The sequence below is a fragment of the Vibrio sp. 10N.222.55.C6 genome (assembly GCF_041473395.1).
Classification (GTDB): domain Bacteria; phylum Pseudomonadota; class Gammaproteobacteria; order Enterobacterales; family Vibrionaceae; genus Vibrio; species Vibrio crassostreae_C.
The window spans coordinates 86,142-111,139 of record NZ_JBFRSD010000013.1; the positions used below are offsets into that span (position 1 = coordinate 86,142).

General features: G+C 43.0%; 19 protein-coding genes. 8 read left to right on the top strand and 11 right to left on the bottom strand.

The annotated features are described in order from the left end of the window. Positions 1-989: 989 nt before the first annotated feature. Complete coding sequence (gene yciH / locus AB4486_RS11060) at positions 990-1,301, bottom strand: stress response translation initiation inhibitor YciH (protein WP_050649524.1); 312 nt, start codon at positions 1,299-1,301, stop codon at positions 990-992. 3 nt (positions 1,302-1,304) lie between these two features. Beyond that, positions 1,305-1,673, bottom strand: coding sequence for a DUF3319 domain-containing protein (locus tag AB4486_RS11065; protein WP_017060095.1), 369 nt, complete (start codon positions 1,671-1,673; stop codon positions 1,305-1,307). A gap of 100 nt (positions 1,674-1,773) precedes the next feature. Between AB4486_RS11065 and AB4486_RS11070 the strand changes: the two genes are divergently transcribed. Beyond that, complete coding sequence (locus AB4486_RS11070) at positions 1,774-2,742, top strand: tyrosine-type recombinase/integrase (protein ID WP_017060094.1); 969 nt, start codon at positions 1,774-1,776, stop codon at positions 2,740-2,742. Between the two features lie 155 nt (positions 2,743-2,897). On the opposite strand, the gene AB4486_RS11075 is transcribed toward AB4486_RS11070, so the two are convergent. Continuing rightward, positions 2,898-3,893 carry a D-alanine--D-alanine ligase gene (locus AB4486_RS11075; protein ID WP_017064584.1) on the bottom strand — a complete coding sequence of 332 codons (996 nt, stop codon included), beginning with the start codon at positions 3,891-3,893 and terminating at the stop codon, positions 2,898-2,900. A gap of 179 nt (positions 3,894-4,072) precedes the next feature. Further along, positions 4,073-4,636, bottom strand: coding sequence for an SPOR domain-containing protein (locus AB4486_RS11080; protein ID WP_017060092.1), 564 nt, complete (start codon positions 4,634-4,636; stop codon positions 4,073-4,075). Between the two features lie 216 nt (positions 4,637-4,852). Here AB4486_RS11080 and AB4486_RS11085 point away from each other — a divergent pair, with 216 nt between their 5' ends. Next, positions 4,853-7,534, top strand: coding sequence for a bifunctional acetate--CoA ligase family protein/GNAT family N-acetyltransferase (locus AB4486_RS11085; RefSeq protein ID WP_017069918.1), 2,682 nt, complete (start codon positions 4,853-4,855; stop codon positions 7,532-7,534). Here AB4486_RS11085 and AB4486_RS11090 read toward each other — a convergent pair. After that, positions 7,526-8,413 (bottom strand): LysR family transcriptional regulator, encoded by an 888-nt coding sequence (locus tag AB4486_RS11090; RefSeq protein WP_372117178.1) that lies wholly within the window; start codon positions 8,411-8,413, stop codon positions 7,526-7,528. The two genes, AB4486_RS11085 and AB4486_RS11090, sit on opposite strands and share 9 nt — an antisense overlap. Positions 8,414-8,637: 224 nt before the next feature. On the opposite strand from AB4486_RS11090, the gene AB4486_RS11095 reads away from it, so the two are divergent. Then, a complete protein-coding gene (locus AB4486_RS11095) occupies positions 8,638-10,770 on the top strand; it encodes a TonB-dependent hemoglobin/transferrin/lactoferrin family receptor (protein ID WP_372117179.1) in 2,133 nt (710 codons plus the stop codon). Positions 10,771-11,128: 358 nt separating this feature from the next. Here the strand turns inward: AB4486_RS11095 and galE are convergent, their stop codons facing one another. The 3 genes from galE to AB4486_RS11110 form a co-directional block, all read right to left on the bottom strand. Further along, positions 11,129-12,142: a UDP-glucose 4-epimerase GalE gene (gene galE / locus AB4486_RS11100; protein ID WP_017060088.1), complete on the bottom strand. Its 1,014-nt coding sequence runs from the start codon at positions 12,140-12,142 to the stop codon at positions 11,129-11,131. Between the two features lie 82 nt (positions 12,143-12,224). After that, complete coding sequence (locus AB4486_RS11105; protein ID WP_065584959.1) at positions 12,225-14,201, bottom strand: diguanylate cyclase domain-containing protein; 1,977 nt, start codon at positions 14,199-14,201, stop codon at positions 12,225-12,227. Then, positions 14,201-14,737: a YfiR family protein gene (locus AB4486_RS11110; protein ID WP_017060086.1), complete on the bottom strand. Its 537-nt coding sequence runs from the start codon at positions 14,735-14,737 to the stop codon at positions 14,201-14,203. Before AB4486_RS11110 ends, AB4486_RS11105 begins: the two co-directional genes overlap by 1 nt. Positions 14,738-15,112: 375 nt before the next feature. Here AB4486_RS11110 and AB4486_RS11115 point away from each other — a divergent pair, with 375 nt between their 5' ends. The 3 genes from AB4486_RS11115 to AB4486_RS11125 all read left to right on the top strand — a co-directional run bounded on the left by AB4486_RS11115 (position 15,113) and on the right by AB4486_RS11125 (position 17,744). Then, on the top strand, positions 15,113-15,856 hold the full coding sequence (locus tag AB4486_RS11115) for a 5-oxoprolinase subunit PxpA (RefSeq protein WP_017064591.1): 744 nt from the start codon (positions 15,113-15,115) through the stop codon (positions 15,854-15,856). A gap of 177 nt (positions 15,857-16,033) precedes the next feature. Continuing rightward, positions 16,034-16,801 carry an allophanate hydrolase subunit 1 gene (locus AB4486_RS11120; protein WP_017064592.1) on the top strand — a complete coding sequence of 256 codons (768 nt, stop codon included), beginning with the start codon at positions 16,034-16,036 and terminating at the stop codon, positions 16,799-16,801. Beyond that, a complete protein-coding gene (locus AB4486_RS11125; protein WP_029235922.1) occupies positions 16,794-17,744 on the top strand; it encodes a biotin-dependent carboxyltransferase family protein in 951 nt (316 codons plus the stop codon). The genes AB4486_RS11120 and AB4486_RS11125 overlap by 8 nt, the downstream gene beginning before the upstream one ends. 180 nt (positions 17,745-17,924) lie before the next feature. Here AB4486_RS11125 and AB4486_RS11130 read toward each other — a convergent pair whose 3' ends face one another. The 3 genes from AB4486_RS11130 to AB4486_RS11140 form a co-directional block, all read right to left on the bottom strand. After that, positions 17,925-19,379, bottom strand: coding sequence for an FAD-dependent oxidoreductase (locus AB4486_RS11130; protein WP_102333626.1), 1,455 nt, complete (start codon positions 19,377-19,379; stop codon positions 17,925-17,927). 532 nt (positions 19,380-19,911) lie between these two features. Further along, complete coding sequence (locus tag AB4486_RS11135; RefSeq protein WP_372117181.1) at positions 19,912-22,350, bottom strand: ABC transporter permease; 2,439 nt, start codon at positions 22,348-22,350, stop codon at positions 19,912-19,914. A gap of 1 nt (position 22,351) precedes the next feature. Then, positions 22,352-23,026: an ABC transporter ATP-binding protein gene (locus AB4486_RS11140; protein ID WP_004730959.1), complete on the bottom strand. Its 675-nt coding sequence runs from the start codon at positions 23,024-23,026 to the stop codon at positions 22,352-22,354. On the opposite strand from AB4486_RS11140, the gene AB4486_RS11145 reads away from it, so the two are divergent. Together AB4486_RS11145 and fabV are read left to right on the top strand one after the other, a co-directional pair. Then, positions 23,025-23,642, top strand: coding sequence for an arylesterase (locus tag AB4486_RS11145; RefSeq protein WP_017060079.1), 618 nt, complete (start codon positions 23,025-23,027; stop codon positions 23,640-23,642). The genes AB4486_RS11140 and AB4486_RS11145 overlap by 2 nt on opposite strands. An 81-nt stretch (positions 23,643-23,723) precedes the next feature. Continuing rightward, positions 23,724-24,923 (top strand): enoyl-ACP reductase FabV, encoded by a 1,200-nt coding sequence (gene fabV, locus AB4486_RS11150; protein WP_017067782.1) that lies wholly within the window; start codon positions 23,724-23,726, stop codon positions 24,921-24,923. Positions 24,924-24,998: the final 75 nt, after the last annotated feature.

Consider the following 24,998-nt stretch of genomic DNA (forward strand, 5'->3'; position numbering starts at 1 on the left):
TAAATATACAGTTGTTATTTGGGTTCTTTATTTTGTGTTCCATAGGACCAAGCTTTACCTGTACAGCTAGCTACAGTGTCACTTTACTTATTGATTACATGTGTCGATAAACATTATAAGCTTTCTAATCTCAGGCGGTAACACCATTGCGACTTCAAAGCAGGCATATCAGTTAGAGAAAACAAGTAAAGAAAAACTAAGCGCAATGGGTTTAAAGTAACTCTTAGGTTTATTACCAAAGCTACCTAAGTCCAATTGAACGTAATTTCAGGGCAAACCGTGATTATGGATCTCCCAAGTATCGGTGTTGTGTACCAGCAATAAGTGTAATGAATCTATGCAAACTGAACACAAAGTACTAACTCTAGAGAGAATCGTTAAGAAGGTTTGAAAAATCTGTGTGCGGGTCTACATAAGACACACGAACTTTATTAGTTGATGGATTTAAACGAGAGCTAAGCATGTGCAGTTGATAAGAAACATTGGTCGCGTGTGTGAAATCTGGAATAGAAACAACAGCAATGCTTACAAGAATTGCACACAGCGCAGCGAACCGTTAGTGCAAACAGAGAAGTGGCATATAAGTTAAACCAGACGGACAAAGTTTCGCGTCAATTAGATTTTCTGAATGAAGATTGAATTGTGTAGACGCTGGCCGTACATATAATTATTAGATTTCAAATGCGATAAGAAAACTCTGAACGGCGCAAGAAGCGTGAGAGTCAGTTGGAACAAGGATTTTAAGGACAAAAGATGAGAATACTACCTTTAGAATTAACTACACGTGTTATTAACTGCGTATTATGTACGTTATGTTAAATTGATTTTGATGTTTATAAGGCAGGTATCTTTGTGTGATGCCCTGCCTTTGTATTGTGCCGATATTCTCTAATTTATACTGTGTATTTAACCAAACTGGCTATTTACCATAAAATACCTAATAACCAGTGATAATAATCTTCGATTTTAACCCTGGTATTAGTTAGAGATTAACCGCCAGAAAATTTAACTTTGTAGCCTTTCTTTTCAAGGTGCGCTTTGATCTTGTCGCGCGCGTCACCTTGAATTTCGATGTTGCCATCTTTTACTGAGCCACCGCAGCCGCAAACTTTCTTGAGTTCTGCTGCCATTAGTTTTAATGGTGCGTCATCTAGGTCTAAGCCAGTTACGACAGAAACGCCTTTGCCTTTACGGCCTTTGGTTTCTTTTTGGATTCGAACGATACCATCGCCTTTAGGACGTTGGACTTTCTCTTCTTCAGGCTTAATGCGACCTGTTTCTGTTGAATATACTAGGCTCATAATTTACTTCTTTTGTTGCTCTGCTTTTTGTTTTGCGAGTAAGTAAGCTTCTATATGGCGTTGGATTGCAACCTTGCCGCCTTTGATTAAGCGACCGTTAAACATGCAATACCACGCATTAGGCTCACCGGTGTCATTCTTGATTTGGTAGCCGTTGAAGTTTTCAGTCGAGCCACCAGTTCCTCTCGACTTATTTAATGACATGAATTCTTTTGGATCAATAATAGATGCGGTATCAATCCACCAATCAATACTCTTTTTCACGGCAGCTAGGTTGCCCTGAATAACGTTGTTTTTTAACTTAGCACGCCAAACTGTGTTGTTAGCATCTATCGATTGAAGATGGACGCTTCGGTAAATTGAATTAGCCATATCTATTAATCATCTTTCTGTTTTCACTGCATTAATCATAAGTATACTAATAATGATATCAAGCATAATATGGTAAAAACACCTGTCGAGGTATGGTAATTTGAGAAAAAAAGTCCCTATTTTAACTGACTCTGTGATAATTAATTCATTTGTTGAAAAATTAAACAGCAACGCGACAATAGAAATTATAGATGAGTTGACAGGATTTCAATACTCTCGCAATTCACTGTTGGGCATTTACAGTGATTGGAATCGCTATCATGCGTTCTGTACCAAACATCGTATTAACACACTTCCCGCATCTATAACCGCTGTTCGTCGTTTTCTTGAAACGGAGTCTAACGATAGAAAATACGCATCGCTAAAACGTTACACTGCAACGCTTAGCATGTTACATACTGTGTTGAGCTTTGCTAACCCGATCAAGCACAGGCAAGTTCGCTTTACCCTACTCCACTTACAATCTCAAATGGCCGGTGACGCTAAACAAACCAATGCTATGACATCTGTGCATCTCACTGATTTGAATACGTTACTCTCCCATGAGAAAGCAAACCTGAAAGAGATCAGAGACATTGCTATTTATAACGTGATGTTCGAGTGTGCTTTAAAGCGCTCAGAGCTTAAGTTGTTATCGATGAGTGATGTTGAGTACGTTGAAGATCATTACCAAGTAACAGTCAAAGATTCGGCTTATCAGTTGTCACAAATAGCCAGTGTTGCACTTCAACGTTGGCTTTCGTTTACTGGTATACAAGATGACTTGCCAGTATTTCGTGCGATAGACAAGCATGAGAATATTGGTTTGCAGCCTTTAGATGATTCGTCCATCTATAGGATATTGAGAAGAGCTAGCGACTTACTTCAACTGCCAGAAAATCACCATTTCTCTGGAAATTCGATTCGTGTTGGTGCTGCACAAGAGTTGTCGAAACAAGGTCTTAAGGTGAGAGAGATTCAGGACTTTGGTCGTTGGCTTAGCCCGGCAATGCCAGCTCAATATGTCGGTTTCACGGGAACGGCTGATAGTGAGAAAATGAAGTTTAAGGCGTTAATACCTTGGCAATGACGGGTCGCAGATTACTTGGATATTACTATTTTGATATAAGTTATGGTTAAAACGATATTTGTAAAAACGGTTAGCGTTAAAAACAAAAAGTGCCTTGGCGAAAGCTTAAGGCACTTTTGGGTTCAGCTCTAAGTGAACGAAAACGAGTTAGAAACCTAAGAAAGGCTTGTTCTCACGCAGTTTTCTAAGAACTGGCTGAATTTGTGGCCGTCATGCTCAACCATTTTAGGGAACATGGAGATTGGCGTCATACCTGGGAAGGTGTTGACTTCGTTCAGGTAGATCTCGTTGTCTTGCGTTAAAAAGAAGTCGATACGAGACAAGTGACGAAGCTTCATCTGGGTGAAGACTTTTCGTGCGCTGTCTGCAATCAATTCACGCTGTTCGTCAGTTAAATTACTTGCTTCAACTTCAGTGATCGAGTGGCTGTCTGCACTGTACTTCTCTTCGTAAGAGTAAAATGCGCCATTCGGTGCAATCACCTCACCCGGCTTGCTGATGTGTAGCTCGCCATCGATTTCATAAGCAGCAATTTCTAGCTCTCTAGGCACCACTGATTTCTCAACCAATACTTGGTCCGAGAAAGTGAACGCCTTGTTGATAGCCTCGCTTAAATCTTCTACTTGGTTAACTTGGTAACAACCTACAGAAGAACCTTGACGAGCCGCTTTCACAAACACTTTACCCCACTTTTCAAATGCTTGAGTTGCTTGTGAGTGAGCTTGATCATTGTTGTCTGATAAGAACAGGTACGGCGTGTTTGGAATACCAAGTGCGTCGTACCAAAGCTTTGACGTGATTTTGTTAAAGCTGTTGTTGCTTGCTTCTGGACCACAACCTAGGTATGGAATTTTAGCCATTTCAAACAGTGATTGAATGTCACCTGTTTCACCTGGGAAACCGTGTATGCAAGGCACAATGAAATCGACTTTAGATGCTAAATTGTCACCGCGTAAGGTTTGGTCGTTAATATCAAGATAAACCAATTCACCTGAATCAAGACACCAGCCTTCGTTCTTAATTTCAACTCTTACAACGTTAAAATCTGCAACGCTATTAAGTTGTTCAAAAAGGTAATTGGCTGAAACTAAAGATACTTCATGCTCTGAAGATCCACCGCCGCAAAGTAGAAGGATGTTTGTGGTGTTCATGGGTAAATTCGGTCCTTGAAACTAGGAGTACTGACTTCAATGATAAACAAAAGTCGAGATAGGTACAGTGTTTTGATTGTTAAAATTGCGTTCGAAAGATCGAGCGATTAACTATTAAACAAAACAGCGAGTCTTAAAACAAAAGAAGGAGCATTTGCCCCTTCTTTATGAATCAAAACTTAGTTCAACTTGTTAAGCGTTGGGTATTCAGAGTTCTTGATGTCATCAATGCTCTTAACGAACGGCTTCAAGTTTTGGAAAGTGTTCGGCAGTGTTGAGATTGCCTTTTTAGCTTCTAAGCGTGTTGCGTAGTCACCATAAAGTACCGTGAACCACTTAGTGCCGTTAACCATTTTGTAGTTTTCCCAAACTGGCTGAGAAGTCGTAGGTAGCATTTTCACGAAAGAATCGACTTTACTTTGGCTGCCAACAGCAACAACTTGAACTGTGTAACCAAAACGTTGGTTCATGTCTTGTTGTTTCTTGGTTGGGCCTGTCACTACTGCAACTGGCTTAGCTTTAGTCGTTTGAGCGACTTTCTGTTCAACAGGTTCGGTTCTGATAACGTTGACAACATTTTCTTCAACAACGCTTGTTTGCTCAGATTGAGATACAACTGGAGCTTCAACTTTTGCCGTTTTGTACTCTTCTTGATAACTATCTGAAGTGACATTGGTAACGTAGTCGTCAGATACACATGCAGCCAAGAGCAGTGGCAAAGTCACAATTGCAAATTTTTTCATGGAAAGCTCTATATCCTTAATAATAATTACTATAAATCATGCCGATACGTCGGTTTAGAATCAAGTTAACTTTGGGATTATACACCATTAGTGGGTGACCTATTTCACAAACTTTATGCAGTGTTTGCTTATTCATCTGAATTCGGTGAATTTGCCATCAACCTGTGAGTGCAAAGTAAGTTACGATGAACTTACGTGCATTGCTAGGATATGTCTATGAATCATCTTGATCCCCTACTTAAACCCCGTTCAATCGCTGTTGTTGGTGCTTCTCAACGAGAAACACGCGCAGGATATATTGTTATGAACAATTTGTTGCATGGGGATTTTAAAGGTGCGGTGATGCCGGTTACGCCGAAATATGATTCAGTGGCCGGTGTGCTTTCTTACAAGAACATTTTGTCGTTACCGATTGTTCCTGACCTCGCAATCTTGTGTACCAATGCGACCCGTAATGTCGCTATTTTTGAAGAACTGGCTGAGAAAGGTATAGCCTCTGTCATTGTGCTTTCTTCAGACATGCAGCAAGAAAGCGATAATGGTGAGACGTATGATGAACGATGCCTAGCGATTGCCAAAAAGCACAACATTCGAGTGTTGGGTTCCAATAGTTTGGGGGTGATTGTTCCTTGGTTAAATTTGAACGCCTCATTCTCTCCAGTGACAGCATTACCCGGTAAGATCGCCTTTGTTTCTCAGTCGGCAGCTGTGTGTACCACTATTCTCGATTGGGCTAATGACAAAGAGATCGGTTTTTCGGCGTTTATCTCTATAGGCAATGGTAGCGATATCGAATTCTCGGAGTTATTGGATTATCTCAGTACCGACTCTCACACCGAAGCGATATTGCTTTATGTAGACAGCATTACTGATGCGAGGCGCTTTATTTCTGCAGCGCGTGCGGCTTCGCGTAACCGACGAATTTTGGTGTTGAAAGGCGGTCGAACGGCGAAAGGCAGAGCCGCAGCAATGGCTCACACTGGCGGTGCCGACACATTAGATATTATTTATGATTCCGCAATCCGACGCAGCGGCATGCTACGAGTTAAGAACTTACATGAACTGTTTGCTGCGGTAGAAACACTGACTCATTCAGTACCATTGCGAGGCGAGCGCTTGGCTATTGTTACTAATGGTGGCGGCCCTGCGATTATGGCTGTGGACACCCTATTTGACCGCGGTGGTAAGCTCGCAGAGTTTTCAGAAGAGACACTTGATAAGTTGAACAAGGTTTTGCCATCGAGTTGGTCTCATAGCAATCCTATCGATATTGTCGGCGACGCTGGTGATCAACGTTATATCGACACTATAAACATCTTACTCGATGGCGATGAAGCAGACGCGATTCTTATCATGCACAGCCCTTCAGCGGTCGCACATTCCGCTAAAACGGCAGAACGAATTATTGAAGCGATTAAGAAGCACCCTCGCCACAAGCGCTTTAACATCCTGACGAATTGGTCTGGTGAGCTAACAGCAAGGCCCGCACGAAAGCTGTTTACCGAAGCGGGTTTCCCAACTTATCGGACCCCTGAAAGCTCTGTGGTCGCATTCATGCACTTAGTCGAGTACAGACGTAACCAACGTCAGTTAATGGAAACGCCGACCACTGCAGAAAAAGTACACATTGAAGATCTAGCAGATGCGAAAGGTTGGATAGAAAGAAAACTACTGGATAAAGATACAGTTAGCCTTGATACTCACCAAAACAGTCAGTTTTTCAAGAGCTTCAACCTCGATGTGTTACCAACTTGGATCGCTTCTGACCCAAGTGAAGCGGTACACATCGCTGAAACGATCGGTTATCCCGTCGCAGTAAAATTACGTTCGCCGGATATTGCACATAAGTCAGACGTACAAGGCGTGATGCTCAATTTGCGAAACAGCAGTGAAGTTGCCAATGCGGCTCAGGCAATTCTCGATCGTTCTCAATTATCCTTCCCTACAGCAAACATCCACGGCTTGTTAATTCAAGGTATGGCTAAGCTCGCGGGCGGCCAAGAGTTGCGTATTAAGGTTACAACAGACGAAACCTTCGGCCCAATCATATTACTTGGACAAGGTGGTTCGGAGTGGGATGAGTCGATTGATGCCGCAGCTGCTTTTCCACCGCTCAACATGACACTGGCGCGTTACTTGATTATTCGAGCGATAAAAAGCGGCAAGATTCGTCTACAAAAACTCCCTAACCCCATCGATATAGAAGGTTTGTCTGAGTTATTGGTACGTATATCGCAAATGGTAGTGGATTGCCCTGAAATACATGATTTGGATATCCATCCAGTACTGGCCAATGGTGACAAGTTCACGATATTAGATGCCGATATCATCTTGAAAGCGTACGAAGGCGATCCACAGGAACGTCTTGCGATTCGCCCTTATCCGGTCGAGCTTGAAGAACGTATCCAGCTAAAAGATGGAACCGAAGTGTTGTTACGCCCTATTCTTCCCGAAGATGAACCGCTTCATGCTGACTTCATTAACCGTGTGTCTAAGGAAGATCTCTATAAGCGTTTCTTTAGTGATGTCGGTGAATTCAATCATGAGGCGTTGGCGAATTTCACTCAGATTGATTTCGATAGAGAAATCGCCTTTGTGGTCGTTCGCGAGGAACAAGGCGTTCCAGCGATCATCGGCGTGTCCCGTGCACTGATTAACCCTGAGAACACAGACGCCGAATTCGCAATATTGATTCGTTCTGACCTTAAAGGTGTTGGTCTAGGTCGCATTCTTATGACCAAGGTTATCGATTACTGCCGTGCGAAGCAGACCAAGCAGATGTCGGGGATGACGATGCCAACCAATAGAGGGATGCTGACACTAGCTCAAAAGCTCGGTTTTAAGCTAGATATCAGTTTTGAAGATGGTACTGCAGATATGGTGTTACCGTTACTTTAACGCCCATGTCTTTTTAAGATGTTGGATACACCAAGACTTGGCGTCACCCATTTTGTTGCGTCGCCAAGCCATAACAATATCGATCGGTTGTGGTTCTGTACCGGAGATCTGCTGTAGTACGCCAGATTCAATCAAAGGTTTAGCGACACTATTCGGTAAGGTGCCAATCCCTAGTCCTGATGTCAAAGCCTCTACTTTCGCAGGAAAGCTTGTCACGGTTAAACGTGGCTGTTTCTCTAGAATATTGATGCTTAGTGCTGGCTGATCGCGTGCGGTGTCTGCAATGGCAATAACCCTGTAACTTTCTCTCGCCTTCTGATCGAATTCACCAGAACGCTTGTGAACATAGTGGCTTGATGCCGCGACCCACACCATCTCCATTTTACCAATTGCGTCACTTTTCATATCGTTTGGAATTGTATCGAGCTTAGGGCATACCAATAAGTCAGCACGACCATCTGTGAGAGATTCCCAACAACCCGCTAAGATTTCCTCTTGCAAACGAACGCGTGTTTTACTGATTTTTCCTAGTTCATCTACCAGTGGGAAAAAGTTAGCAATCGGGATAATGCCATCAAAGGCGATGGTCAAATCGAGCTCCCAACCATTGGCTAGAATGCTTGCCTCGTTAACAAGACGTTCTGTAGCTCCAAGAATGATTCTACCTTGCTCAAGTATCAACTGACCCGCTTCCGTGAAATTTGCACGGTGGCCTGAGCGGTCAAAAATCATGATGTCTAGATCTTGTTCAAGCTTCTGTATTTGATAGCTGAGTGATGAAGGCGCTCTGTCCATTTCATTGGCCGCGGCGGCGAAACTTCCACGTCGGTCGATGGCGTCTAGGATGTGTAACGCTTCAAGTGTTATTGGACTATGCATAGCTTTCCTACTTTATAAATGAGACTTGAATCACAAAAACAGAAGCATTCAGGCTGTGAATGGAACTGTAAAAGTCTTTTTAATACAGATACTTAAGAGTATTAATTATGAGTTAGTTGATAAAATTGAAAATTATTTAAATGCAAATAATAGTAATTATCATTTAGATCCAATATTATATTTCGCAAATCAAGATAATACTATGGAACTAAGGTAACTATCAGATGTATAAGCAATCCCTGCTCTCTGCTTCAATCGTTTTAGCGCTTTCATCAACATCAGCCTTTGCTGAAGATTATGCCCTATTTGACGAGGTTGTTGTATCTTCGACTCGTACTAATCAACAACTTGAAGATGTTGCTGCGTCGGTAACTGTGATTAACGATAAAGATATCGAAAAAAACATGGTTACGGATGTAGAAGACTTATTTAAGTACACACCAGGTGTCACGGTGACTACGAATTCTCGCCAAGGGATTCAAGGTATTAACATTCGTGGTATGGAAGGTAACCGAGTAAAGGTTATCGTTGATGGAGTATCACAAACTAGCCAATTTACTCCAAGTGGTACTCAGTCATATAACTTCATTAACTCTTCACGCATTGATGTCGATACGGATATGTTGAAGTCTGTCGAGATTGTTAAAGGTGCGGCTTCTTCTCTGTATGGTTCTGACGCGATTGGTGGTATTGCTGCGTTCGAAACAAAAGACCCGAGTGACTTTTTAAAAGACAAAGACTTCGGTGGCCACGCGAAGTTCAACTACTCTTCATCTGATAATACCTTTAGCGAATCGGTTGCTTTAGCAAATCGTATTGGCGACCTAGAAACGTTAGTTGCTTATACTCGCAGAGACGGTGAGCAAACTGATAACTTTGGTACACCTGATGAGCAAGATACTCAGAACAACAACTTGTTGGTTAAGCTTCAGTACCAATTAAACGAACAACACCGTTTAGAGTTTTCTGGTAACTTCATTGAGAATTCTGGTGATACCGATTTAAATAGTGCAAGTTACACCGACTACACTGGCGAAGACACAACTAGCCAACAGCAAATCGGTATCAAACATATTTGGGATGCTGACCTAGCGTTTGCAGATACTATTACTTGGCAAGCTGACTGGCTGAGCAAAGAAGAGAATGGCGTAACTAATCGTACTTCTAATGGCGGTATGTTCCTACCTCCGGCAGGTAATGTTCAGAAAAAGGACTATATCTACGAGGATGAAGGTTATCAATTTGATGTGCAATTCGATAAGTTCTTCATGACGGGTAATGTAGAAAACTACTTTATCTATGGCGCTTCATATTCGGACAAAGACATTAAAAACGTTAATAACGAATATAACTCCATCAGCGCAGACCAAGTTATTTTCTACATCCCTGCCGCATCTGAAAGAAAATATGGATTCTTTGCTCAAAATGAAATGACGATCGGAAATTGGATGATTACTCCGGGTGTTCGTTTTGATGGTTTTGAAACTGATCCAGGTGATACAAGTCAAAACCCAAGTGGTAACCCAGAAGAGTCTTATGCAAAATATTCAGACTCAGCTGTTACCGGACGTTTGGGTACAACTTACACGCTTAATGATGAAAATAAGATCTTCGGTCAAATCAGCCAAGGCTTTAGAGCTCCTGATTTCCAAGAGCTTTACTACTCATTTGGTAATCCTGCTCACGGTTATTTGAATGCCCCTAACCCTGACTTAGAAGCTGAAGAAAGTATTTCATACGAGTTAGGTTGGCGTCATAACACAAATTATTCATCAAGCGAAATCGCTATCTTCTACAGCGATTATGATAACTTTATTGATAACGTATCAGTTAGTGGCTCAGCCACTCCGGCCGATCCAACAATATATCAGAATGTAAACATTGATGAAGCCGTAATTAAAGGTATCGAAGCGTCAAATACACAGTCTTGGAATAGCTTCATGCCAGTGAAAGGTGTTAGTACTCGTGTTTCTGCAACGTATACTGAAGGTGAAGATGGCGAAGGTAATCCTCTTAACAGTGTAAACCCTTGGAACGCTGTCGTTGGTTTTAACTATGATGCTCCTTCAGCACTATGGGGTACATCACTTAACATAAGCTACACAGCAGGTAAGAAGTCTAGTGATATCAACAGCGATGGTTTGAATGATGAAATTCTACCAATTGATTCAGCAACTGTAGTTGACCTAACAGCATACTACTTGCCGATGAAGGATCTTACGCTTAGAGCAGGTCTCTTCAACGTTACGGATGAAGAGTACTACTCGTGGAATGACGTTCGTGGATTCTCACAAGAAGATAAAGATTACACGCAAGCAGGTCGTAACTGGTCAATTACAGCTAAATACGAATTCTAACTCGTTAGAAAACTTAACGACAGAATCTGATACAGCAGAAACTAAAAAGCCAGCTTAATTGCTGGCTTTTAATTTATTTCACTAAAAAATTGTATAAAAAAGGTAATAAGTGAAATTACTTCTCTGCCATCTCTTTTTTAACCATTACTGCAGCAGCAACGATGAAAGTGATGATTAGGCCTAGTTCCATGATTAACTCCAAAGAAAATTAACATTAAACATATAATTCGCGAGCATAATAACACAGCGGATACAGAATGATACTTTTTAACCAATAATTTACTTTTTATTCGATTAAGATCAAAAAAGATGCCCGAAAGCATCTTTTAATTTTTGAATCATTCACGAAACCACTAGGTTAACCAGGGAATCCATTCGGGTTTGTTGACTGCCAGCGCCATGTATCTTCGGTCATTTCAGCCAATGTGCGGCTTGCATTCCAGCCCAGTTCTTTCTGAGCTTTAGCTGGATCTGCCCAACACTCTGCGATGTCACCAGGACGGCGTTCAACTAGCTTGTAAGGGATCTCTTTACCGCTTGCTTGTTCGAATGCTTTAACCATGTCTAACACACTTGAACCGTTACCCGTACCAAGGTTGTAGATATGAAGACCGTCTTTGCACCCTACTTTCTCAAGCGCTGCGATGTGGCCATCAGACAGATCCATTACGTGGATGTAATCGCGAACGCCAGTCCCGTCTTTTGTTGGATAATCGCTACCAAATACAGATAGGAATTCACGGCGGCCCACTGCTACTTGAGAGACAAATGGCATTAGGTTATTTGGGATACCTTGCGGGTCTTCACCTAGCTCACCACTTGGATGTGAACCTACAGGGTTAAAGTAACGCAGCAGTGTAATGCTCCAATCAGGATTGGCTTTTTGGAAATCGGTTAAACACTCTTCAACCATTAGTTTACTACGACCATATGGGTTGGTAGCGCTTGTTGGGAAGTCTTCAGTAATTGGCACACTTGCAGGATCACCGTATACCGTTGCTGAAGAGCTAAATACCAAGGTTTTTACACCCGCATCACGCATTGCATCAACAAGAACTAAAGTGCCGTTTACGTTGTTGTCGTAGTATTCAAGAGGCTTTTCCACAGACTCTCCGACGGCTTTCAGACCAGCAAAATGGATAACCGCTTCGATGTTGTGTTGCTTCATAGTTTCAGTCAAAAGCGCTTTATCACGAACGTCACCTTCAATGAAGTTGGGACGAACGCCCGAGACTTTTTCGATGCGCTCTAGAACGCTTGGTTTGCTGTTGTACAAGCTATCAAAAAGTACAGGTGTCATACCTGCGTTGATCATCTGGATACTTGTATGGCTACCAATGTAACCCATGCCACCTGTAACTAAAACATTCATGCTTAGCAGACCTTTTAATTAAAAATATTCAACCTATCACTTATGATACAACAACTTAGGGTGAGCTCACAAACACCGGTGCCTATTTACCCTCACGAGCGAACACAAACTGACCTTTTCCTTTGCGTTTCGCTTGGTACATAGCCTCATCAGCAACCTTTAGAATCACGTCAATATCACGCTCTGAGCCATCAACTAAATTGATACCTAAGCTCGCCCCAACATGAAGTGAACGCTGTTTATAATTCACTTCTTGCCCGATCAGATCCAACAATCGCTCGGCTAACTTCGCTAATAAGACTTTGTTTGTCTGTTTAATAATAAGAACAAATTCATCACCCGACAAACGTGCAACCAAATCCCCCGCTCTTACCTGAGATAATAACCGGTTTGACACTTCTTTAAGGATTTCGTCACCCGCATCGTGACCATAGTTGTCATTCACTTCTTTGAAGCCATCCAAATCCAAGTAAATAACCGCAAAATGCTGATTTGAATAGTGGCTCGACGTGACAACATCATCCATAACCTTATACAGCTGCGCTCTATTCGCTAACCCGGTTAATGCATCGTGATGAGCCAAGTGTTCGAGTCTTTCCATCTCTTTAACGTTGGATAAATCAGACAGCGTTAATACCATATCAAACTCGTCTTTCTCGTTGTCTGAGGCAATTCGATTCACTTTGACAAACATTGGAACTAACGTGCCGGACGCGCTTTTCTCCCACACTTCGCCTTGCCATTGACCATAGTTGTCTAACGAACTGCGAATTGTCGGCATCAATGATGAAAATTGCTGCCACGAAAATACTTCAAATGGTGTTTTGCCCACCAGCAGATCAGAGTGATAACCGAGAAGTTGTGTGATCGCCGGGTTAACCATGGTTATCACATTGGATGAGTTGAGCACGATCAAGCCGTCTTTACTGTTTTCGAAAACACCCGCAGCAATACGTTGGCGACTCATGGCCGTTTCTATGTCGGTGACATCTTGGATTGCATAAAGAATACGACCATGTTTTGTCAAAGAACGACTGCTCACACGGAGCCAGCGTTTTGATTGAAAGAGATCGGTGGTTTCCAGCAATTCGTCATTAAGTTCAATATTGGCATCAATAACATCTTGTAAGTAACCCGTTTGCTTGGTCGCGATCAACTCTTGGATCAACAAATTCTCAAGAAAGGCTTCCGAGCATTTAAAAATATCCCGAGTAGCTGCGTTCGCATGAAGAATGAGCCCTTTTTCATCCACCACCAACAAAGAGTGCTGAACGGTTTCAATGACCTCATTTGCGAATGATTTTTCTTCTTGTAACTTGTCTAACGTAAAATTGATTTGGTTATCGCGATGTTGAAGCCTTTCTAACATGGTATTGAAAGCTCGAACCAGATCGCCGATTTCATCGCGGTTCGTTACGACTAATTTAGGCTGCTTCGAACGACGCTCAACAAAGGCTTGCATCGCCTCATTGAGGTCAAACATCGGTTCGATAATCAAGCGTTGCACCAATTTGACCACTACTCCGCCTAACATCACCAGAAACAACAGGTAGACGACCGCAACCTTGAAAATATTCGTTAAGATCGAATTAAACGTCTCTTTCGATATTGTTACTCTCAAGTTCGCGATCACTGCGCCATCCAGTGTCACTGGAACGAGCAAGAAGATGAAATGCTCAGAGATGGCAAATTGATGATCGGCGATATCGTCTAATTCTTCTGCGTTTGGCCTTGGAACCAGAGTGTTGCTCACCTGATAGCTGGCAAAAAGCTGTTCGTTGATGTCATAGAGCTTCACTCTAACAATATCTTTATCTGCGACGAAAGCTGACAATATTTCCTGAGCCGATGACTTGTCTTCAAATAAAATCGCGGCTTGCAAGTTATAAGCAACACCTTGTGCTAGCACTTTAACACGCTGAATAAGACTCTCTTTCTCTCTCTCAAACGTGACAGTGTAATTTACCGATTGGATCGTTACAAAAGTGACTGCGATGAAGATGATAATGGGTAATATCAGCTTGTTTTTAATCGATATGTTATTAATGAAAGACAACATTATTGGCCCTCCACTATAGCGATTCGTAACAGGTTCGAGCCAATGACGTAGTCACCGCGCCTTGCGTTCTCTAGATTGATCTTAGGTTTGAGCTTATTATCGATGTGCGTGAGTTCAATGATTCCACCTAAGTCCGTAAAGTTAGGGATATCACTGATTGTCACAGTATGTGGCGAGTGCTCTTGACTAAGAAATTGGTCATTTTTACGGTCAGACAAATACGTAATATCACACTTAGAAGTAATCGACTGTTGAACTCGGATAGCGAGCGAACGAATAGATTTCCCCTCGGTAATTGACGTTAGCACTTGGCTTACCTTTTCATCGCCAATCACACAAAAGTTCACAGCGTTCATTGAGCTTTCATCATTCCAACGTATAAAATTCGCAATTCTAAAAAGGTACACCGCTTTCACTTCATAAGGTTTGAAGCTAGCAGCTGAGGTGTTCAACGGCACAATAAGCATCGTTAAAGCCGCTAAGCCTAGTTTAGATAAGCCGAGCTTAATGCGGTGCTTAAGCCATTTAGAATTCATGAGAGACCCTCACATATACGGACTCTTGGTTGACACAAATCTCGGTAAGTTTTTGTGTCACTTTCGAAGCCGTTTCCATTTCGACATCTAACATAGACAACTCTTCAAGGCTCATCGACATGAGCTGGTCTAGAGAGTTTTCTTGAGCAGAGACAAAAACAGGTATCGTTAATGCTAGTCCTAAGCAAACCTGGCGGGATATCATGTGCTCACCTAATATACAGATAGATATTAATCCTTTAATCAATAGTTCAACTATATATGAAATGCCATACTGGTAAATCTACGGTGTCGAAAGTTTGAGTTAGGTCACTGTTTATTTATGGTATTTATAAGACCGTCATTACTTACCTCAACGTAAAGGATTAGCACCACGTGACAACGAAGATTTTGCTTAATTGCGACATGGGAGAAAGTTTCGGCAATTGGAAGATGGGCGATGACGAGTCGGTCATGGAATGGGTCGATATGGCAAACATCGCTTGTGGCTTCCACGCGTCTGATCCGCACGTTATGTCCAAGACGATAAAACTGGCGCAGCACTATCACACCCAAATTGGTGCTCATCCCGGTTATCAAGATCTCGTTGGTTTTGGTCGCCGTTCTATTCCACACACCATGGACGAAATCAGTGAGCTGGTTTGTTATCAAGTCGGTGCACTACAAGCCCTTTGCCGATATCACCATGCATCTGTTGGCTATGTGAAACCTCATGGCGCTCTTTACAACGATATGATGGCAAACATCGATGTGTTTAATGCGGTAGCCCAAGCCGTCGCTGAATTTAACATCCCCTTAATGATCCTCTCTTCGTCAGACAATCAGCAATATTTAGATATTGCTGACGATCATGACTTACCCCTCTTGTTTGAAGCGTTTGCCGACCGTGCATACTTGAATAATGGCCAGTTATCGCCGCGAACTCAAAAAGGCTCGGTTTACGTCAATCAAGACGACATCTACAACCAAGTCATGCAAATCATTAACTACGGTTCGGTCACGACCATTGAAGGTGAAAGGCTGCCTATTGAAGCCGATACCATCTGTGTTCATGGTGATAACCCCCAATCCATCGCATTAATTAGAAAAATCAGACAAGACCTCAACGCTTTTAATTAATATGAAGCGTGTGATTGGTATGGCGCATGGACTTATCACTCGCCTAACCGAGCATCGAACCAATTGCTCGTAAGGTCTAATCGCTTTGTATTGGTTTAGACACGGATGTTAAAAACGCCAAATACGCAAATAAAAGGCAGTAAGTAAATCAAAGGCAAACAAACGTATGGAAACGAAATGACGACGAATCAAATTGAGTTCAATATAGCGCCAGTCGCAGAATGCAGCGTTTTGGTGACCTTGACGCTATCGCCTTCAAATAATCAATCTAGCACTCAATATGCGCAGTACATGGCTCACTTTTCCGATGCCATTCGCCAAAATTTAGCGTCGGTGTTGATGAATGTGACACCTGCTTATCACACCATTCTGGTTGACTACTTACCTTATAGAATTTCAGAACATCAGCTCATGGAACAACTCAACGCCTTGTTGAGTCATGCTATTTCGCCCTTCTCTAGTGTTATTAACACGAGTAACACTATCGAGCTTCCCGCTTATTACTCACCAGAAAAAGCACTCGATTTAGACCGATATCAAGCCAAAGGCCTGTCGCTGGATGAGATCATTCAACATCACACCTCACAGACTTACAGCGTCAGTGCCATTGGGTTTACGCCTGGCTTTGCCTTTATGTCTGATGTGGTCAACGAGCTTGCTTTGCCTCGTCATTCAACCCCACGCTTAAGTGTGCCGAAAGGCAGCATCGCCATCGCGGATACGAAAACGGCGGTGTATCCTTCGGACTCACCGGGCGGTTGGAATATTATTGGCAATTGCCCACTCGCACTGTTTGATCACAGCCAATTAAAGAACGCTGGTACCACACAAACGCCGCTGTCTCTACTTAATGTTGGTGACACAGTCCGTTTCATCGCGATTTCAAAACAAGAATTTGTAGAGCTTAGGCTTATGGAGATTAGTGGAGATGTCGCTAATGGTTAATACCATCGCTAAACCAACACTAACAGTGATTAAACCCGGCCCGTTGAGTTTGATTCAAGATTTCGGACGATTTGGTGTTGCTCATCTCGGGTTGACACAAGGTGGTCCTGTTGATGATTACTCGTATAGCTGGGCCAATCACCTGCTCGGAAACCCAGTCAACCAAGCGGCGTTGGAAATCACGCTTGGGCAATGTGCGTTACGAATCGATTTTGATTGCGAAATGGCGTTATGTGGTGGCGATTTACAAGCGAAGCTCGATGGCAAACCACAGTCGAACTGGCGTACTTTTCAAGCTTTCGCAGGGCAAGTTCTCTCATTTGGTTTACCTAAAAATGGTCTAAGGGCGTATTTAGCCGTTAAGGGTGGCTTCGATGTCCCATCAACTCTTGATAGCTGTTCTACGGTGACTCGTGAAAAGATTGGTGGATTAACGCAAGATGGAGAGCCATGCCAACAAGGGCAACAAATAGCTTTTACCCAGCACCAACTATCACATTCATTTAAAGCGGTAAGTGTTACCTTCCGATACACGCCTGATTACAATCTACCCGTGAACCTACGAGTGATTGAAGGCTATCAAAGCGAGCTATTCTCCGAGTCAGCAAAAGAGACTTTGTATAACGCGCAGTATCACGTTGACCAAAACTCAAATCGGATGGGTTATCGACTCAGTGGCGAACCCGTCGACTCGCCTGACATTTCGCTATTGTCAGAAGGCATTGCCTTAGGTGCGATTCAAATTCCACAAGATGGACAGCCTATCGTGCTGCTTAATGATAGACAGACCATAGGTGGTTATCCGAAGATAGGATGTGTCGCCAGAATCGATTTACCACGCTTGGCGCAAGCAAAACCTGGACATGCGATATCGTTCAGCAAGGGCGATCGCTTGGGCTTACAAGATGTTTGGTGCCAATGGGCTCAGTTTTTCGGCTATTAGTTTTTGCGATGTGTTATGTGCTAAATGCTATGTAGCTGAGAATAATCAACTAGGAAGATGTCATTTAGATGAGGTTCGGTATCTAAGCAGATGTTGAAATGAAGATTCGGCTTACCTATTACAGTAAGCCGAATTGAAGAAATTAAACGCAGTCGATGATGATAGACTAATTATAGGCTATTAAGCGTGATCTTGACCTGACACCTTGGCAAGCGCTTCTGGGTATCCACGTTCTTGTGTCAAATCTATCGCTCTGTTTTCAATATCATTTAGATTAAGTGACATTGTCACTGAGTGTGTGTCTTCAATAGATGCCGCCTCTGATACATCAAACCATTGCTCAGCGACCTTTTGTGCCGCTTCTAATGTTGAAGAAGCTTTTACTACTTCAAGTCGAGCATAGCGATCCCCACAGAATGAAACGTCTGAAGCTCTTAAGCTTGGATCGGTTCCCGGAATCTGTTGTGCACCAAACAAAGGTTTACCACCGACCAATGCAGAACTGAAACTTGGGATGAACTGAGACATATGCGTTATTGCCGCGCGAGTTCTTAATTCAAGCTGATCTTCACTCCAACCCGATACGATTTTCTTAAGCAGCTTCGAAGGCAACTGTGGCTGTGACGAGTCTGTTGACGATGAAACAAGCCCACCCTCAAACAGAGTAATCCCTTCTGTCATGCCGTGAAGTTGGAACACACCATCAGCATACGGCGTTAATTGCGCCATGCCTTGCGGTGTGCCTCTCGGGCCATGGAAGATAACTTCTGGCCACTCTTCCTTACATTCTTGCGAATATGGCCACTCTGTAACGTATGCAGCTTTAAACTCAACAAGTCTTTGCTGCTTAGAGCCAACAAAGTCATCTACGATACCCGTTTCAAACCCACTCGCATTAATCAAGTAATCGGTCGTTAGTTGGCAGCTTTGGTTTTCGGCATCGGTATAAGTCAAAGACCAACCTTGACCTGTCGACTCAACAGAATGTAATCGGCTGTTGGTTAACACAGTACAGTTAGCTTGTTGCCCCAAAGAGAGTTGAGCGGTCGCAGAAAGTCGGAATACGCTCCAGCCATACTCTTGGACCATCGCAACAGGATACTTTAGGGTCTCTAAATCCGTATGCTTGGCGAAAGGAATACACCAATCATCAAGCGATGTTGGTTTCAGAGGCTGTGTTTTCGCAGAAAGTGCTAATAAATCTTCTTTGCTGTACAGCTTATAATACTCTTCCGGATCACCGAGCACTTGGTTGCTTTTATCTTGTTTAACAAGATCGGCATAAGCGCTTTTGATTATCTTGAGACGAGGAAGCAGATCCAACGGCTCTCCACCATCACTGTGCGGAACGGCGATGATTGTCGGACGAATATTGATCGTATGAGGAAATAAGCGGACGGTATCAATTGACTGCGTGAGCAACTGAAGACACTGCTCTACAGAAATATCTCGATACAAATTGCCGCCAGCGTGCAGGTGGCAAATTGGTGGACCATTAACCAAACTCGGCCCTTTTTCTAAGATAGTGACCTTAAAACCCAACTCACTAAAGTGAATCGCGCTCGTTGTTCCGGCAATACCACCACCAACAATGGCAATAGAAGGTTGATTTGTATCCGTTTTGTTGTGGTTCATCGTGTTCTGTAGAATAAGATTAACTGCCTCTATTCTACTTTTGTTCTGCGATGAATTAAAACACATTTTTATCAAGGTCTTAGATAGGCGGGATTTAATATCTATGTAAAAAACATAAATAATCTCTTGACTCAATAACTCCAGATAGGGTTTTAAAGGTTATTCTAACAGTCAAATTTGTCCTAAGTGACGCCACATAAAGGCTGCCTCAGTACTCTTAAAACATAGCGGTTAACTTATCCCTAAAGTTATCCACCGTTTTTGTGGATAACTGTTGATAACGTTCTTGCTAAGTTGCGCAAACCCTTTGTTTACAGGGACTAACCGCTGTTCATTAAATCGGCATTATTGGGTAATTAGTTTTAAAAAATGCTAAAAACAGTGGAATCTAAGGTGCGATATTTTTTACTTATGCTACCGGTTGGTTAAATAAAAAACGGTCTAAAGCGACGTATTATAAATAGTGCATGACTAAGTATAAATAATCTCACTTTTAGACCGTTTTAAGCGCTTGGCTAGATCTCGCTAACGACTAGCCAAAATCCTTGTTTACTGGTGCCAACAAACGTTTGATTAAGCTATTCACTACCGCGGCTAATGTGATGAACGTTAGCACCGGTAGCGCTATCCACAACATCGGGTGAAGTGAAGGTTGTAACTCAAAGCCAAAATTCATAACGCCTGCCACACTGAGCTCAGAACCGAGCGCTGCAATTGAGCCTGCGACTAACGCCATTAACCCGTACTCACACCAAATAGTATTGAGAATTCGCTTCCTACTTGCGCCTAATGTTCGATACAAGCGTATCTCTTGTTGTCTTTGAGATAAGCTCAATCGCAATAGAGTGAAGATAAGCAACAGCCCCGCCACCACACCTAACGCCGCAAGTACCGTTATCGACCAAACAATCTGTTTGAGCAGCTCTTGGATCTTGCTACCCATCTTGCGAATATCCATCAAACTCACGGTTGGATGATTTCGAGAGAGTTCATTGAGCATCTGATTGTGTTGTTCTTCTAATCTGAAGCTCACGAGCCAAGTAGAAGGGATTGAACTCAAGACATCTGGAGTAAAAATGAAGTAGAAGTTCGGCTTCATTTCTCGCCACTCGACTTTGCGGATGCTATTCACCTTGGCAGAAACATTCTGGCTGTTGATTGTGAATGACAGCTCATCGCCAATCTTTAGATCCAGTTGCTCCGCGACATCCGATTCCACAGATACGCCATGCTCTTGCGTCCAGTTACCTTCTAACACTTCATTGTACTCGGGCAAGCTATCTCCCCAAGTGAAGTTGATCTCTCGACTTAGTGCGTCTGTTTCGCCTGAGGTATCGCTGTATTCCGACGCTTCAACACCGTTTATCGTCGTCAGTCGTCCTCGGATAATTGGAAACGCTTGAGTACGCTCTACTTCGTTTGCATCAATCGTCTCGAGATAACTGTCTTTTTCATAACTTGCAATGTTAAGTGCAAACGCATTCGGTGCGTTCTCTGGCAAGGTTTGCTGCCAATCTGACAGTAAATCACTTCTTACCAACCAGATGATAGACAGCAACATCAGTGAAAGCGCTAAAGAGCCAAATTGAATCCCAGTTGCTAAAGGTGTGCGATTAATTCGACTCAATGCCAAACGCATCGATGTCGATGTCGGCAACTTACTAACTAAACGCAGAACAAGCGTACTGACGACCGCAAGCACTAAGAACAGGCAAGCGATACCCGCTAAAACTATCCATACCAATAGATTGTCGCCATACATCAGCATCATTGGAATAGTCGGTACCAGTAACAACAAATATTTCTTGTAGCTTTCATTGGACTGGTGACTTGATTGGATAACGCTGATTGCCGAGGTGTTGACCAAGCCAATTAACGGGATACCAAGAGCAGGAACACCAATTAGGATGCTTGATAAAATCGCCAAGATTGCAGGTTCAATACCATAGCTAGGAAGTGGCGTTGGTAATAAGTCGCCCAGAGGTATACGAAGCAAAAACTCCAAGCCGATACCGATGGTTATTCCCAGTACTGCACCGATAACCACTAACAAAGATACCTGTACAGACAACCATTTAACGATCCACTGCTTGCTTGCACCTAAACTCTTAAGCATCGCGATGGTTTTACGACGACTCGCAACATAATGTTGGCAAGTGAGTACCAAAGTGGTCGCAGCCATGATCACTACGATAGCTACCGTTAGTGATAAGTATTGAGTGGTGCTTTCGAACATGTCGTTGGTACGACTGGCTGAGTCTTGTGTACGCCAGCGGTCACTTGGTGTCAGTTCGATACTGTCTTGTGCGGCTTTGAGTTTCGATTCATCACCATTTAAAAACAATCTAAAGCTAACGCGACTGCCCGGTTGAATCGCTCCCGTGGCATCGATATCACTTGTATGAATCAGCACAGCTGGCATTTGTTGGAATGGGTTAAAGCTTAAGCCTGGTTCTTGAGTGATTCGTCCAGTTATCGCTAAATCGGCATCACCAATAGTGACATTGTCACCAATTTCAACCTCTAACTGTGCAAATATACGCTCGTCTAGCCAAAGTTCACCCGGCTCAACATGGTTACTTGATGCTTTATCAGCGCCCTCTAAGATCATTTCACCGCGTAATGGGTAATTACTTTCAACTGCTTTTACCGTCACTAACTGCATTGAGTTATCACTGAATGCCATGGTTGAAAAACGAGTCAACTGAGATCTTTCTAATTGTTCAACTTGAGTGAGGTCTAACAAGGATTGCGGAATTGGGTTTGCTGAGATAAACACGCTATCAGCAGTAAGCGCATCTTTGCCCTGTTTAACAATTACCTGCTCCATACGTTCGGCCAACGCCGACAATGCAAATACACAAGCAATAATAAGCGTTAAAGCGATTGAAACTGGCCACAACTGGCCGTGTCGAATCTCTTCGATACTCCATGAAAACAGGCGTTTATTCAGTCCGTTTGATGAATTCAATTTAGACTTCCTCTATCTGACCGACATGCATCTTGAGTGTTCTTTGGCAACGTTGTGCAAGCTTAGGATCGTGTGTCACCAAAACTAAAGTTGTGCCGTGGGATGAGTTCAATTCAAACAACAACTCAACAATTTTGGCTGCCGTTTGTTGGTCTAGGTTGCCTGTGGGTTCATCGGCAAAAAGAATTTTTGGCTTAATCATAAATGCGCGCGCCAACGCGACCCTTTGTTGTTCACCACCAGATAGCTGCGACGGTAAGTGATCAAGCCTGTCTTTCAAGCCTACTGATTCAAGCAGAGCAGTCGCGCGTTCGATGTCTTCGTCTTCTCCCTTTAACAAACAAGGTAACGTGACATTTTGTAGCGCTGAAAGACTTGGAATTAACAAGAAGCTTTGAAATACAAACCCTACCGATTCACTGCGGATCTTCGCTCTTGCCTCGTCATCAAGCTGTGAAAGTGGCTGTCCTAATAAACTGATTTCGCCTTTCGTTGGTACATCAAGACCAGCAAGCAGCGTCATTAAGGTCGATTTACCCGCGCCAGACGTGCCGACAATCGCGACAGTTTCGCCTTCACGAATATCGATATCGACGTGCTCTAGGATTGTTAAATGTTCTTGATTAGTAGACACTGTCTTCGAAACAGCTTCTGCTTTAATGATGGATGTATGCATGACTCGACTAATTTCCTTTTTATTCTTTATTTTATTTTCAACCGCTTCTTTGGCTCAAGATACCCGCTTAGATTCTAAGTTACTGGTCCTTGGTGATAGCCTGAGTGCTGGTTACAACATGGACATCAAACAGAGTTGGCCAAGCCTGTTACCAGACGCGTTAGCAAAGCATGACAAAACGGTAACCGTGGTTAACGGGAGTATTTCTGGTGATACAACGGGCAATGGTTTAGCCCGCCTACCACAATTGCTTGAAGAACATGCTCCAGACACCGTTCTTATCGAACTTGGTGCGAATGATGGACTTCGTGGTTTCCCACCTAAGCTGATGTCTGCAAATCTTGAGCAGATCATTGAGCAGATAAAAGCTGCGGGCGCCAAACCTATAATGATGCAGATTAAAATCCCACCAAATTACGGAAAGCGTTACAACCAGCAGTTTGAATACGTTTTTGCAGCGCTTGCTGATCAACAAAACGTGCCACTTTTGCCGTTTTTCCTAGAGCATATCATCCTCAAACCTGAGTGGATGATGAACGATGGACTGCATCCAAAACCAGAAGCTCAACCTTGGATTGCTGAATTCGTCGCCGAAGAATTATATCAGTATCTTTAAGTTTTAATGGTCTAGCTCAATAAATTTTACACAGCTTTACGTTAGCCTGAGTGCATATCACCGTTAACTGTAAGGTTATTTATGCTGATCGAACCTGTTATCAAGGGTGTGGTAGCCAAAAGCGCTCACCCTCTTGGCTGTCAAGAAGCCGTAAAGCAACAAATCAAGTTTGTTAAGAGTGCGCCGCAAATCAAAGATGGCCCTAAACGAGTACTGATTATCGGCGCTTCCTCAGGCTTTGGCCTTGCCGCTCGTATTGCCCTTACCTTTGGCGGCGCAAAAGCTGACACTATCGGCGTCTCATTCGAGCGCGGTCCAAACGAAAAATCCCTAGGTAGTGCTGGTTGGTACAACAACATCTACTTCAAAAAAGAAGCCGAACGAGAGCAACGCACTGCTATCAACATCGTTGGCGACGCATTTTCGCAAGAAACACGCTCACAAGTTGTCGAAGCCATTGAAACCTACTTCGAAGGTGAAGTGGATCTGATTATCTATAGCTTAGCTGCAGGCGTTCGTCCTAAACCAGATTCCGATGAGTTTTGGCGCTCTGCCATCAAACCTATTGGTGAAAGCGTAACTGGCGCAACCATTTCTCTGGAACACGACAACTGGGTCACCAACACGCTTGAAGCCGCGACGGAAGAAGAAGCCGAAAGCACACTCAAAGTGATGGGAGGCGAAGATTGGGAACAATGGATAGATGAGCTCATCAACGCAGAATCTATTGCTCCGGGTTGTAAGACAATCGCGTTTTCTTATGTGGGTCCAGAAGTCACACATCCTATCTATTTAGACGGTACATTGGGACGCGCTAAGATCGACCTTCACCAAACCAGCCACGCTCTTAATCTAGAGTTAGCTAACTTTGATGGCAACGCTTACGCGGCGGTATGTAAAGCCCTAGTCACTAAAGCGAGCGTTTTCATCCCTGGATTAAGCCCTTACTTACTTGCTTTGTATAAGGTGATGAAAGAGAAAGAGACCCACGAAGGTTGTATCCAACAAATGCAGCGTCTGTTTGGCAGTAAACTTTATGGTCAATCCAAAGTACCACTTGATGGTGAGCGATTGATCCGTATGGATGATTGGGAATTAGACCCAGAAACCCAAGCGCACGTAACTGAACTGCTAGAAAAGATGGACGAAAATAACTTCCAAACCTTAGGGGATTACCAAGGGTTTAAAGAAGAATTTCTACAATTAAATGGGTTTGCTCAACCATCGGTAGATTATAGCCAGAAACTTAATACAGAAGATTTTATAAAGTTAAAGCCTTAATCTAAAATTATCTCATTACTGAGACCCGGATTCACATTTGAAAACCTCTGCATAATTGCGGAGGTTTTTTCGTGC